Raw genomic sequence first — 12931 nt, forward strand, 5'->3', positions numbered from 1 at the left:
AAGCCACCTGTAAACAGATGGCTTTTAAAAGTGGATAAAAAAGCTCGATTATTTGGAAATATGAGCAATCAGATCCAGGACTTTATTGGAATAACCCGTTTCGTTGTCATACCAGGAAACCAGTTTTACAAAGTTGTCGTTCAGCGCAATACCTGCTTTTGCATCAAATACAGAAGTCAGTTTTTCGCCGTTGAAATCAGTGGAAACCACGTCATCTTCGGTGTAGCCCAGAATGCCTTTCAGCTCGCCTTCTGCTGCTGCTTTAATTGCATCACAAATTTCTGCATAAGTTGCTGGTTTAGCCAGACGCGCAGTCAAATCAACAACAGATACGTTAGGAGTAGGCACACGGAAAGACATACCAGTCAGTTTGCCGTTCAGTTCTGGGATAACTTTGCCTACTGCTTTTGCTGCACCAGTGGAAGATGGGATGATGTTCTGTGCTGCACCACGGCCACCACGCCAGTCTTTGGCAGAAGGACCATCAACAGTTTTCTGAGTAGCGGTTGTTGCGTGAACGGTAGTCATCAGACCTTCAATGATACCGAATTTATCATTGATAACTTTAGCCAGTGGAGCCAGACAGTTAGTGGTACAGGATGCGTTGGAAACGATATCCTGGCCTGCATAGGCATTGTGGTTGACACCCATCACGAACATTGGCGTATCGTCTTTGGATGGACCAGTCAGAACAACTTTTTTCGCGCCAGCAGCGATGTGCTTACGTGCAGTTTCGTCGGTCAGGAAAATACCTGTTGCTTCTGCAACAACATCAACACCCACTTCGTTCCATTTCAGGTTAGCTGGGGCTCTTTCTGATGTTACACGGATGGTTTTGCCGTTAACAACCAACTGACCGTCTTTAACTTCAACAGTGCCATTGAAGCGGCCGTGGGTTGAATCGTATTTCAGCATGTACGCCATGTATTCTGCATCTAACAGATCATTGATAGCAACGATTTCAATGTCTGAGCGTTCCTGAGCAGCACGGAAAACAATACGGCCAATACGACCAAAACCGTTAATACCTACTTTGATAGTCATAGTATTCCACCAGCTATTTTTTAGTGAATTAAAAGTTGTTTCTAAAGTTACCAAAATCTTGCCAGCCGTCAAGCGGAATCGTGTCAACAATTGAAAAATATCAATTTAATAACCATTATCCAGAGATTGTTATACAGCTGGAACAAGCTCTACGCACACCATTATCGGGGTATAAGAAGATATTTAAAGTTACCATTGGTTAGTTATGTGAGACTTATCACAATTAGTAAAGTAAATTGCTATGTTAGATGGGTTAGAATGCGTTTTGACGTTTTGTTGTTAATTTTGGGTTGTTTCCGATGGTTTTTTATTGAAAATATTGACCTTAAAAGGTGGTCATTATGACTAAAAGTCAGAATATTTCCTTTTTTATAGAACAGCTTAGTGAAACACAGCGCTATGTTACGCAAGAAGCAGGGACTGAGCCGCCATTTTCAGGAAAACTATTGCATAACAAAAAAAATGGCATTTATTATTGCTTATGTTGCCGCCAGCCACTATTTGTTTCTGAGACGAAATTTGATTCGGGATGTGGATGGCCGAGTTTCTACCAGCCGATTAATGATAGTTCCATCACATATCTTGATGATCATTCTTATAATATGCATCGAATAGAGGTGCGTTGTAGCCAATGTCAGGCACATTTGGGGCATGTCTTTCCTGATGGCCCTCAACCAACAGGAGAGCGTTTTTGTATTAACTCAGCAGCGCTACGTTTTGTTGATAAAGAAACAGACGAAGAAACAGAAGGTTAAGGTTATGTCTGAATACTCTGAATTTAAATGAAATGCTATTTTGATGAGTTGAATAAAGAAACGATTCAGCTTATTTTTTGACTGAGTATTCTTAACTGTTATTAAGGAAATTGCGATGAAGTTGGATGATTTACTTTCCGCCATGACTCCTGAAATTTATCAGCGATTAGTTCAGGCTGTTGAACTGGGAAAATGGCAGGATGGCGTGCCACTTACGCCAGAACAGAAAGAATACAGTTTACAGGCAGTGATGCTCTGGCAAGCGAAATATAATCATAACCCTGAACATATGACGATTGGCACCGACGGCCAAATTGCGATAAAAAGTAAACAAGAGTTAAAGGCGATATTCCAGTCCAAAATGGTCGCAAAATTAAGACCCCAATCGGAAGATTGAAATGGCATGAATTGGTAACCTCGTCCTATTTCTGAAGGACGAGGCTATCTTTAATTACATTAATTTGATCTGCCAATTAATTTTATAAATGGTTAGGACTATTGCATTGATAATTTGGATCGGGTCATCAAATGGATATTATTTCACTTTGTGAGATTAACTTAGCACCTTTTCTGGCCATTTCTTCAAGTGCTTGTTGGCTATCATCGTTCTGGATATTAACACCGCGGCAGCCATCAATAATGACATAGGTTTCATAACCTAACGCCAGGGCATCAAGTACAGTAAATTTTACGCAATAATCCGTGGCGATGCCCATGACAAACAGGCGTTGTATATTCTGCTCTGTTAACCATGCATCCAGGCGAGTTTTACTTTTATGGTCATTATCAAAGAATGCGCTATAGCTATCTATTTGAGGATTTTCACCTTTTCGAAAAATTTCTTGAATGGCAGATTGATTTAACAAAGGATGAAACTCTGCACCAAACTCCCCTTGTATACAATGGTTCGGCCACCACACTTGAGGAATGCCATTGAGTTCTCCTAATTCACCTACTTTTTGTCCTGAGTTTTCTGCAAAGCTCATATGGTTGGCTGGATGCCAATCCTGAGTGGCGATAACCGTGATATTGTTTTCCTGACATCGTGCAATAACGTTATTTGCTACCTCAATCACTGCATCACTCTCTTTGACAGCCAGTGCTCCCCCAGTACAAAAGTCATTTTGTAGATCAATAAGTAATAATGCTGTTTTCATCATATTCTCGACTCACCTATTTATTATTCATCGGAATAGCTCAATTCTCCCCGTAGATTTTGTTGCATCAGGTAGCGGATCTCTTCTGGTGTATATGATTGGCTCAATAAATAGTGCAATTTCGTTAAAGTTGCTTCGAAAGTCATGTCATAACCACTGATAACACCTGATGCCGCCAGAGAATGACCAGTCGCATAGCCTTCCATATTGACTCGGCCAGAAATACATTGTGTTAAATTGATCACAATAATACCTCGCTCAGTTGCTTTTTTTAACGTTTGTAACAAATCCGCACGTTGCGGAGCATTACCAACACCATATGAGCGCAAAATTAACGCCTTGACGGGTTGCATCAGGATATTTTCTACCACCTGATCGGATAATCCCGGATAAATAGTCACAACACCAATTGGTTGTGATGTGATTGAGTTCACAGCAAATTCGCCGTGACTAACAGGTATGGGGGTTGTTTTGAAGGTACGAATATTTATTCCGGCTTCCATCAGTGGCGGGCAATTAGGGGATGAAAAAGCATCAAAGCCATCTGCATGAGCTTTAATTGTTCTATTGCCACGAAATAACTTATTGTTAAAAAACAAGCTGACTTCATTAATAGGGTAATTCGCTGCGAGATACAACGCATTAAGGAGATTGGTTTGTCCATCGGAACGCAATGCTTCCAGAGGAATTTGTGACCCTGTCACAATAATCGGTTTATTAAGGTTTTCGAACATGAAGGCGAGTGCTGACGCAGTGAAAGCCATGGTATCTGTACCGTGCAGAATCACAAAACCATCATAGTCATGATAATTCTGATAGATATCATTTGCGATAATGCTCCAGTCGTCAGGACTCATATCAGAAGAATCAATCAGGGGTTGGTGTTCGCGGATTGTGAATGTCGGCATTTCTGGACGGTGAAATTCTGGCATTTTGGCGAGTTGTTGTTGTAAATGACCGGAAACGGGAATGTATCCATTGGGAGAATGTTGCATCCCTATAGTCCCGCCAGTGTAAACAACGTAGATCGATTTCTTCTGCATGGTAACGCCTCAATAAAAATATTTAGCCGGATTATAGGGAGTATCAAGAATAAAAAAAGCCTGATGGTGAAATCAGGCTTTAAATTTGTTGTAAACTTAATCAGTTATTTTAACGAATATCGACACAATTCAAGCAGTATGTGTAGATATTCTGCGGATCTTTCATATTGTTATAAAATGCAGCTTGTTTTTTCATATCTTGAGCGACTTCAGCAAGTGGAGCCGGCAACATTGACTGCAAAGTATTTGGCAGTAGTGCTTGTGCTGATGAGGTCAGTCCCGACATGAATTTTTCTGAGAATGAAAGTTCAGGTTGCATCCAATCCAATGAGATATTTTTGACCTTTGCCAGTTCAGCGGCTTTTTTAACGGCATCATCAAAATCACCCAATTGGTCGACTAGACCATGTTTTTTGGCATCAATGCCACTCCAAACACGCCCCTGAGCGATATTATCGACTTCATCCAACGATTTGTTACGGGTAACTGCAACCAGCTTGATAAACTTATTATAGCCACTCTCAATAGCTAACTGTGCTACATCTGAGAATGTCGGGTTGATGCCTTTGGTGGCAGAAATATCGGCTAATGGGGTTGTTGAAATACCGTCGGTGTTTATGCCAACATAATTGAGGCTCTTTTCAAAAGTATTAATGACACCAAAAACACCAATCGAGCCTGTTAATGTACTAGGATCAGCAATAATGTAGTTAGCTGGGGTGGATATCCAGTAACCTCCTGAAGCGGTCAATCCACTCATTGAAACTACGATGGGTTTCGCATTTCCTGTTTTATCATCTCGGATAGCGACCAACTCATTGCGAATAATTTCAGACGCACTGATACTGCCACCTGGGCTATTTACTCGTAAAACGATCGCTTTTATGTTGGAATTATGATGTGCCGCACGTAGTTGCTCAACAATGGTGTCACTTCCAGCAATACCAGATGATTGTTTGCCTTCTAAGATTGCCCCTTCAGCAACAATGACAGCAATGTTACCTTTATTATTCGTATCTTGTATTGGTTTTTGACCGATGTAGTCATAGATACTGATGTAGTTGAAATGTTTTTGTTCTTTATTCCAACCGAATTTCTCCTGCATTTTCTTTTCAACGGCACTGCGTGGCTCGATATAGTCCACCAATTTGTTTTGGTATGCATACAGCGAAGCGTCTCCGCCAGCTTTACGGAATTTCTCAATGAAATTTGCTTCGCCAGGGGAGATCTGATCGGCAGGGATATGGCGGTTAACTGCAATGGTATTTAAATAATCGTCCCACAATTCGTTGAGCCAGAGACTGTCAGCTTCACGAGCCTCTTTTGACATATCATTACGTAACATGGGTTCAACGGCTGATTTATAAGTCCCTACACGGAAAATATGGGTAGATATTTTCAACGTATCTAACAATGATTTGTAGTATAAATGGTTAGTGGATAAACCATGGATATCAACCGAGCCGAGTGGAGATAAATAGATTTTATCGGCATAGCTGGCTAAAAGATATTGTGATTGGCTGTAAGAGTCACCAATCGCAAAAACAGGTTTGCCTGTTGCTTTAAATTCGTTGATAGCCTTGCCAATATACCTCATAGAAGTCTGGTCGGCGCCGATGAAATCGTTTAGCTTTAATACCATGCCTGTAATTTTGGGATCGTTTTTTGCGCGGCGAATGTTGTCAACAACGTCAAATACGGAGGTTTCTTTGTTATTGCTATTGGATGGCCCCAAAAGATCTTTTGCGAATTGTTCAAGTGGACTGCGATCGGTTACGCGATCAAGAACAATACCAGATAGGTTGACATACAATGCTCCGTGAAAATTATCGTTAAGTTTGGATTGTTGTTGGTAAACGATGACGCCAGCAACGACAACAACAATCAACAGAATAAAAATAAGATTGAAAATAAATTGGCGAGCAAAATTTAGGAGCTTCCAACTCCATTTAAATAATGCTGCTGTGAAATGCCATAATTTGCGCATATTGTCTCCGGTGATGGTATCAAATGGAGTTATCCTAATCAGCCTGTGGGGAAATGTCAGCTGAAAATCATGTTATTGACTGAAAAAACAGTTTATGTACTTTCATTCATTCATGAATAAACAGAGAATGTTGGTTTGTGGCAGATTATCTTATTTAGGAGAAAGTAATGAATGCTTTGGAACTTTTGTTAAATCGTCGTTCAGTTTCACGTTTAACAACCCCAGCCCCAGAAGAAAATAAATTACAACATATTTTAGCCGCAGGGATGAGAGCGCCTGACCATGGGGCTTTGCGTCCTTGGCATTTTATTGTGATGCAGGGAGAAGGCATGAATAAATTTAGTAACCTGCTTAAAAAAGCAGCAATTGAGGGTGGGCTGGGAAAGGAAGTTGAGGAGAAAGCAAGAAATGCTCCTTACCGAGCACCAATGATTATTACCGTTATCGCCAAGGTAGTTGAACATGCAAAAGTTCCGGCATGGGAACAAGTCGTTGCTGCGGGATGTGCTGTTCACGCGATGCAGATGGCCGCAGTCGCACAAGGTTTTGGCGGTATATGGCGTTCAGGCTCATGGACAGAAGATCCCATTGTCAGGGCGGGTTTGGGATGTGAAGAAAATGACAAGATTGTTGGATTCCTTTACTTAGGAACCCCTGAACTCAGGGCTCCTGCAAAAGTTGCAACACCAGATTTAACGAATTTTGTCAGTTACTTTTAATTTGTCAGTAACTTCTTAATTGGAGAGACTAATGTCAACTGAAATCCGTCTGATTCAATACAGCCATGGTGCCGGATGTGACTGCAAAATTTTGCCTAAAGTCTCCAATCTGGACACCAAGGTATTGCGAAAGAAACTATGTGCCAGTTAAATAAAGCGGGGACAGGTTTTGCAGAAATTGATGGTGTTACCGCGATGACGGATGTAACAGGCTTCGATTTGTTAGGGCATTTGAGTGAAATTTGTGAAGGTTCTGGCGTTCAGGCGAAGGTCAAATTTTCACAAATTCCGAGATTGCCAGATGTTGATATCGAAAAAGGTTGCGTACCTGGAGACACAGGACGCAACTTTGACAGCTATGGGCACTTAGTTGGAAAGATGGCGCCTCATCAATGCCATCTTCTGTGTGACCCACAAACTTCGGGTGGTTTATTGCTGGCGATTTTGCCAGATGCGGTGGAAGAGGCGAAAGCCGTCGCACGAAGCCACGACATTGATTTTTTTGCTATTGGTGAACTGACTGAGCCAAGCTCAGACAGAGCACTAATTGAAGTTTTTGAATAATTCCATGCGTCTTTTTATTGCAGAAAAACCCAGCCTAGCGAGAGCTATCGCAGATGTTTTACCGAAGCCCCATCGACGTGGGGATGGGTTTATTGAATGCGGTAATAACCAGTTTGTGACTTGGTGTGTTGGTCATCTATTGGAACAGGCTGAACCCGATGCCTACGATAGTCGTTACGCGCGTTGGGTCTTGGCCGATTTACCGATCATTCCTGAAAAATGGCAGTTAAAGCCACGGACAGCCGTGGCCAAACAGCTCAATATAATTAAATCCCTGTTGGAAAGAGCGAACGAAATAGTTCATGCAGGTGACCCTGATCGTGAAGGTCAGTTGCTAGTGGATGAAGTGCTGGATTTTTTAGATCTGGATACGGATAAAAAACATAATGTCCAGCGATGCCTAATCAATGACCTAAATCCCCAGGCGGTCGCAAAAGCGATCGAACGGCTAAGGAACAATCGGGAGTTTATTCCCTTGTGTGTTTCTGCGCTCGCCAGAGCCAGAGCGGACTGGCTTTATGGTATCAATATGACCCGTGCTTATACCTTATTGGGCAAAAATGCAGGTTATCAGGGAGTCTTATCGGTTGGGCGTGTCCAAACTCCTCTTTTAGGTTTGGTTGTACGCCGCGATGAGGAGATAGAAAATTTTGTGCCGAAAGACTTCTTTGAAGTCAAAGCACATGTTGTTACCCCCAATGAAGAGCGGTTTACGGCTTTATGGCAACCAAGTGAATCTTGCATTGATTTTCAGGATGAAGAAGGGAGAATTATCCATCGGCCGTTAGCTGAGCATGTTGTTGCGCGTATTACTGGACAACCCGCTTATGTCACTGCCTATCAGGATAAGCGTGAATCAGAAACAGCACCATTGCCTTTTTCCCTTTCATCTTTGCAGATTGAAGCGGCCAAGCGTTTTGGCTTAAGCGCTCAGGATGTACTTGATATTTGTCAGCGGCTTTATGAAACCCATAAATTGATCACTTATCCACGCTCTGACTGCCGTTACCTGCCGGAAGAACATTTTGTTGGGCGTCATGCGGTTCTGAATGCCATTTCGGTTCATGCCGCCCATTTGCTTCCGCAAGATGCTTTAGATATAGAGCAAAAAAACCGTTGTTGGGATGATAAGAAGGTTGATGCTCACCATGCCATTATTCCTACTGCACGTAGTAGCCAGATCCATTTAACCGAAAATGAAAGCCATATTTATAGCTTGATTGCCCGACAATACCTGATGCAATTTTTTCCTGATGCGGTATTTCGAAAATGTACGATTGAACTTGATATCGCAGGTGGGAAATTTATCGCTAAGGCGCGTTTTCTGGCAGAAGCGGGTTGGCGGACTCTGCTTGGCAACAAGGAACGGGATGAAGAGAATGAAGGCACGCCATTACCTGTTGTTGCTAAAGGAGATAAGTTATTGTGTGAGAAAGGTGAGGTGGTGGAAAGGCAGACACAACCTCCGCGATCTTTTACTGATGCAACATTATTGTCTGCAATGACGGGTATAGCTCGATTTGTGCAGGATAAGGCGTTGAAAAAAGTGCTCCGTGCAACTGATGGCTTGGGTACGGAAGCGACCAGAGCGGGGATCATTGAGCTGCTATTCAAACGGGATTTCCTGTACAAAAAAGGGCGCTATATTCACGCGACTCCGGCTGGCAGGGCTTTAATTCATGTATTGCCGGATATGGCGGTATTGCCGGATATGACTGCACATTGGGAATCTTGTCTGACACAAATCAGCGAAAAGCAATTTCGTTATCAGGATTTTATGTTACCCCTTCAGGAAACATTGCAGCAACTGATCTGGCAGGCAAAACAGCACCGTAATTTGAAGGCTTTCAGAGACTTGCCTCCTGTTCCTGTTAATAGCAAAAAAGGGGAAAGAAAGCAGGCAAAATCGAGTAAGAGCAGGGCAAAGAAAGACCAAGCGAATCAGGGATAATCCGTAGTGATGACACAGCACCGTAATGGGTGGTGCTGTGTTTCATGAGCGCTGTTTATATTTTAAACTCTGTCCAAACAGGGGCATGATCGGATGGTTTTTCCATGCTGCGAATAGCGTAATCAATACCAGAAGAGATACACCTTTCTGCCAACGGATGGCTGGCAAGCAGCAAATCAATGCGCAGCCCACGATTATCATCAAAGCCTTTTGAACGGTAGTCGAACCAAGAAAATTGGTCATTAACTTCAGGATGTTGTGCCCGAAATGTATCGATGAATCCCCAATTTTTCAAGCGTGCCATCCACTCTCGCTCTTCTGGTAAGAAAGAACATTTTCCTGTTTTTAACCAGCGTTTCTGGTTGTTTTCTCCGATGCCAATATCGAAATCTGTTGGACTGATATTCATGTCTCCCATAATCAGAATGTGTGATTGCGGCGAATGGTGAGTTTCCAGATAAGACAGCAGATCCTGATAAAATTTTTCTTTTGCAGGAAATTTAATCGGATGATCACGGCTCTCTCCTTGAGGAAAATAGCCATTGATTACAGTTAATAAACCAAGAGGTGTCTCGATATCGGCCATAATAATGCGGCGCTGTGCATCATCACCATCATTAGGAAAGCCTTTACGGATATTCACGGGTTGTTGGCGAGTCAGCAGGGCGACACCATAGTGTGATTTTTGACCATGATAAAAGACGTGATAACCCAGCTTACCTACTTCTTCTAGAGGAAACATTTCATCATGGACTTTTATTTCTTGTAATCCGATAACATCAGGTTGATGTTGTTCAACAATGGCAGAGAGTTGATGATGGCGTGCTCTTAACCCATTAATATTGAATGATATAAATTTCATGTTGTTATAATCACCTATAGAATATGCCTATTTTTAATATTAACAGATACAAATAAGTATGTAACCATATATTAAATAATAAATTTGACCTAACTACCTTGATAATTCGCTATTTTACTCATAAATGTAATGTTATACTGAATATAATGTTCTCATTACCTGGAATTTAAAGTGTCGAATCGATTTTTAAATAACAAAAAGACATCAAATCAATAAATAATAAATCAATGGATATATAATAATTCATTAATTGTTATATGTTATATTTAATGGCCGATATTATATATTGTAGTGAGGGTTTTTATTCTTGAAATTTATTTTATGTTGTGTGTTACAAAAATTAATTAATGAAAAAGTAGAAGAGTTAATCAATCTCTGATAGAAATTTGAACTTGTAGGCCATGGTTATATTTATTAATGGCTTACAATCACGGTGGAATATTCATCATGATATAGATGGATAATATAGTCCATCTAAACCGCATTATTGCATCAGGGACTGGCATTTTATATAAATGCCATTTGAAAAATATTTATTTTTATTGTACAAAATTATACCTTCATAATATCAAGTTTGATTTAGCGGTTACCTGATGAGAAGGCCATTTCAAGGAAATTATTTTAGCCACAAGTTACATAGGAACGGTGAATTATGTTTTTTTCTCGTAAATTAGAAGCATTCATGGCGGTGGTGGAAATGGGTTCTTTAAGCAAGGCGGCAAGAGTGATGAACCGTACGACTCCCCCAGTCGCTAAATCAATTAAAGACTTTGAAGCGACGTTAGGAAAGCGCTTATTCAAAAGGGAGAAGTTTGGGATGATTCTGACCAAAGACGGAGTGGAGCTATATAATGACTTAAAAGAACTTTATTTGAAAGAGAAAGAAATTACAAAGAAACACATTAGCGGGAGTATTTGTAATGTTGTCAATATATACCATGATTGGGGTAAGAAAAAACATCTGATTTCGCTTTATAAAGCAGCGGACAGAAATAATGCTCAAGTTAATATATTACGCTTCAGTTATGATAACATTGATGAAATAGTCGACTATGAGGGCAATACAATAATTTTAAGTTCAGAAAAAATACTTAGTGATCGATTTAGCCTGGTACGGAAAATTGATGGACCAAATTTGGGGATCTGCTGCCGTAAAGAGTTATTAGATGAAGTAAATGGGGACTTTACTCAATTGCTGAAAAAGAGAACGTGGTTATGTGATCCAGTGCTCTATAAAGGTAATTTGATAAAGAATTTGGAAGAGGAAATGATAAAAAATGGAGAAAAAGTTAATATTAGACAGATGGATAATATAGAATGCTGTCTCAATTTTATTCAGTCAACCGATTATATTTTTATTACAGATTCCCATTCCGGTGCATTGGAAGAGGGAGAAAGCCTTGGCTTCATTCCTATATCACGGCCTGATGCAGTTAATCAGTGTTATGTCTACAAATCAAAATCTCATTCAAGCGTGTTAAATCGTTTTATCGACTCCGTCAGTGATATGGAGTAACTGACTGCATGAGCGGAGCGAACTATCAGATTTCTCAGCTCCGCTATGGGTGTTTGCCTAAATGCATTAATTTTGAACATGTTGTTTTGGTCGTCAATCTAATGTGCTCTGTTGATTCGTTTTACTGCGACCTAGTTTTTTAACAGATTTTTGATAGTGGTTATGTTTTTTGACTTTTATGTGATGAAAAATGAGATCTTGATGGTGGTGGGGGAAGGATTCGAACCTTCGAAGTCTGTGACGGCAGATTTACAGTCTGCTCCCTTTGGCCGCTCGGGAACCCCACCAAGTTTTTGAATTGTATGCTGTCGTTAGCAGCGAACGGCATAATATCAGATAAACCGCCGCTGTAAAGTAGATAATTGAAAATAAAGTATCGTACGCTTACTTTTTCCCCAAACAGCTATAGGTACAATACTTTATTGTTTATCAAAAAATAATATTGTTTATTAAAGAATAACGGTACGGTTACCATAAACAAAAACGCGTTGGGAAAATACCCAGTGTAATGCTTGGCTTAATACATTTTTTTCAACATCCCGTCCTGCCCGCATCATCTCCTCTGCTGTATAGGTATGATCCACATTTATCACATCTTGGGTGATAATCGGCCCTTCATCCAAATTGTCATTTACATAATGAGCTGTTGCGCCAATAATTTTCACGCCACGTTCATAAGCTTGATGATAGGGGCGAGCACCGATAAATGCGGGTAAGAATGAATGGTGAATGTTGATTATTTGATTTGGGTAATGCTGAACAAATGCCGGTGTTAAGACTCGCATATATTTGGCAAGCACGACATAATCCGGCTTATATTGATCAATCTGCCCCATTAATGCGTTGTCATGTTGTTCGCGGGTTAACCCCTCATGACTGATGTAATGGAATGGGATATCAAATTGTTCAACCAATTTTTGCAAAGTAGTATGGTTACCGATGACAGCAGCAATTTCGACATCCAATCCACCATAAACGCTTTTGACTAAAATATCGCCAATGCAATGCGCTTCTTTTGTCACCATGATAACGATACGACGCCGGCCTGCCGTATTTAACTCACGGTTTGAACCCGCAGGTAGGGCGTCATCCAAATCAGCCAGAAGAGTTTCATCATTAAAAATACCTTCCAGCTCGGTACGCATAAAAAATCGTCCAGTACGATGATCAACAAACTCATTGTTTTGAACAATGTTTAATTGATGTTTGTAACAAATGTTTGTGATTTTTGCGATCAATCCTTTGGAATCAGGACAAATCGTACGCAAGATTTTTTTTTGTATGTTTGCGTTTTGCATGAATTACAAGAACCTCAAATATTCTTCACTGGGTG

At 40.7% G+C, this 12931-nt stretch carries 11 protein-coding genes, 1 tRNA gene and 1 pseudogene; 6 read left to right on the top strand and 7 right to left on the bottom strand.

All coding sequences use genetic code 11. From position 1 onward, the window contains the following. Positions 1 to 48: 48 nt before the first annotated feature. Positions 49 to 1044, bottom strand: a complete 996-nt coding sequence (gene gapA / locus Xedl_RS09050; RefSeq protein WP_074023489.1) for a glyceraldehyde-3-phosphate dehydrogenase — start codon at positions 1042 to 1044, stop codon at positions 49 to 51. Positions 1045 to 1385: 341 nt separating this feature from the next. On the opposite strand from gapA, the gene msrB reads away from it, so the two are divergent. Together msrB and Xedl_RS09060 are read left to right on the top strand one after the other, a co-directional pair. Beyond that, a complete protein-coding gene (gene msrB / locus Xedl_RS09055) occupies positions 1386 to 1799 on the top strand; it encodes a peptide-methionine (R)-S-oxide reductase MsrB (RefSeq protein WP_074023490.1) in 414 nt (137 codons plus the stop codon). A 115-nt stretch (positions 1800 to 1914) separates the two neighbouring features. Continuing rightward, positions 1915 to 2196, top strand: a complete 282-nt coding sequence (locus Xedl_RS09060) for a YeaC family protein (protein ID WP_074023491.1) — start codon at positions 1915 to 1917, stop codon at positions 2194 to 2196. A gap of 127 nt (positions 2197 to 2323) precedes the next feature. Here the strand turns inward: Xedl_RS09060 and pncA are convergent, their stop codons facing one another. From pncA to sppA, 3 genes are all read right to left on the bottom strand, one after another. Continuing rightward, entirely contained in the window at positions 2324 to 2956 is a 633-nt protein-coding gene (pncA, locus tag Xedl_RS09065; RefSeq protein ID WP_074023575.1) for a bifunctional nicotinamidase/pyrazinamidase, read from the bottom strand. A gap of 23 nt (positions 2957 to 2979) precedes the next feature. Continuing rightward, positions 2980 to 3999, bottom strand: coding sequence for an asparaginase (gene ansA / locus Xedl_RS09070; protein WP_074023492.1), 1020 nt, complete (start codon positions 3997 to 3999; stop codon positions 2980 to 2982). Positions 4000 to 4108: 109 nt separating this feature from the next. Next, the gene (gene sppA / locus Xedl_RS09075; RefSeq protein ID WP_074023493.1) at positions 4109 to 5986 is read right to left on the bottom strand and encodes a signal peptide peptidase SppA; all 1878 of its coding nucleotides are present in this window, start codon (positions 5984 to 5986) and stop codon (positions 4109 to 4111) included. A gap of 167 nt (positions 5987 to 6153) precedes the next feature. Between sppA and Xedl_RS09080 the strand changes: the two genes are divergently transcribed. The 3 genes and pseudogenes from Xedl_RS09080 to Xedl_RS09090 all read left to right on the top strand — a co-directional run bounded on the left by Xedl_RS09080 (position 6154) and on the right by Xedl_RS09090 (position 9220). Beyond that, a complete protein-coding gene (locus Xedl_RS09080; RefSeq protein WP_074023494.1) occupies positions 6154 to 6705 on the top strand; it encodes an NAD(P)H nitroreductase in 552 nt (183 codons plus the stop codon). Between the two features lie 102 nt (positions 6706 to 6807). Further along, positions 6808 to 7269 (top strand): annotated as a pseudogene (locus tag Xedl_RS09085) (AIR synthase-related protein); the annotation flags it as partial. Between the two features lie 4 nt (positions 7270 to 7273). Beyond that, positions 7274 to 9220, top strand: a complete 1947-nt coding sequence (locus Xedl_RS09090) for a DNA topoisomerase III (RefSeq protein ID WP_074023495.1) — start codon at positions 7274 to 7276, stop codon at positions 9218 to 9220. 55 nt (positions 9221 to 9275) lie between these two features. Here Xedl_RS09090 and xthA read toward each other — a convergent pair whose 3' ends face one another. Beyond that, positions 9276 to 10082, bottom strand: a complete 807-nt coding sequence (xthA, locus tag Xedl_RS09095) for an exodeoxyribonuclease III (RefSeq protein ID WP_074023496.1) — start codon at positions 10080 to 10082, stop codon at positions 9276 to 9278. 652 nt (positions 10083 to 10734) lie between these two features. Between xthA and Xedl_RS09100 the strand changes: the two genes are divergently transcribed. Further along, on the top strand, positions 10735 to 11598 hold the full coding sequence (locus Xedl_RS09100) for a helix-turn-helix domain-containing protein (protein WP_074023497.1): 864 nt from the start codon (positions 10735 to 10737) through the stop codon (positions 11596 to 11598). 202 nt (positions 11599 to 11800) lie between these two features. Here the strand turns inward: Xedl_RS09100 and Xedl_RS09105 are convergent. Together Xedl_RS09105 and purU are read right to left on the bottom strand one after the other, a co-directional pair. Continuing rightward, positions 11801 to 11885, bottom strand: a tRNA-Tyr gene (locus Xedl_RS09105). A gap of 162 nt (positions 11886 to 12047) precedes the next feature. Then, positions 12048 to 12896: a formyltetrahydrofolate deformylase gene (gene purU, locus Xedl_RS09110; RefSeq protein ID WP_074023498.1), complete on the bottom strand. Its 849-nt coding sequence runs from the start codon at positions 12894 to 12896 to the stop codon at positions 12048 to 12050. Positions 12897 to 12931 lie beyond the last annotated feature (35 nt).

The organism is Xenorhabdus eapokensis (genome assembly GCF_001908105.1).

What these genes read in the sequence shown, in the direction of transcription:
- gapA (WP_074023489.1), bottom strand. Translation starts at nt 1,044, where the DNA reads ATGACTATCAAAGTAGGTATTAACGGTTTTGGTCGTATTGGCCGTATT.
- Xedl_RS09090 (WP_074023495.1), top strand. Translation starts at nt 7,274, where the DNA reads ATGCGTCTTTTTATTGCAGAAAAACCCAGCCTAGCGAGAGCTATCGCA.
- xthA (WP_074023496.1), bottom strand. Translation starts at nt 10,082, where the DNA reads ATGAAATTTATATCATTCAATATTAATGGGTTAAGAGCACGCCATCAT.
- Xedl_RS09060 (WP_074023491.1), top strand. Translation starts at nt 1,915, where the DNA reads ATGAAGTTGGATGATTTACTTTCCGCCATGACTCCTGAAATTTATCAG.
- purU (WP_074023498.1), bottom strand. Translation starts at nt 12,896, where the DNA reads ATGCAAAACGCAAACATACAAAAAAAAATCTTGCGTACGATTTGTCCT.
- sppA (WP_074023493.1), bottom strand. Translation starts at nt 5,986, where the DNA reads ATGCGCAAATTATGGCATTTCACAGCAGCATTATTTAAATGGAGTTGG.
- Xedl_RS09080 (WP_074023494.1), top strand. Translation starts at nt 6,154, where the DNA reads ATGAATGCTTTGGAACTTTTGTTAAATCGTCGTTCAGTTTCACGTTTA.
- Xedl_RS09100 (WP_074023497.1), top strand. Translation starts at nt 10,735, where the DNA reads ATGTTTTTTTCTCGTAAATTAGAAGCATTCATGGCGGTGGTGGAAATG.
- pncA (WP_074023575.1), bottom strand. Translation starts at nt 2,956, where the DNA reads ATGAAAACAGCATTATTACTTATTGATCTACAAAATGACTTTTGTACT.
- msrB (WP_074023490.1), top strand. Translation starts at nt 1,386, where the DNA reads ATGACTAAAAGTCAGAATATTTCCTTTTTTATAGAACAGCTTAGTGAA.
- ansA (WP_074023492.1), bottom strand. Translation starts at nt 3,999, where the DNA reads ATGCAGAAGAAATCGATCTACGTTGTTTACACTGGCGGGACTATAGGG.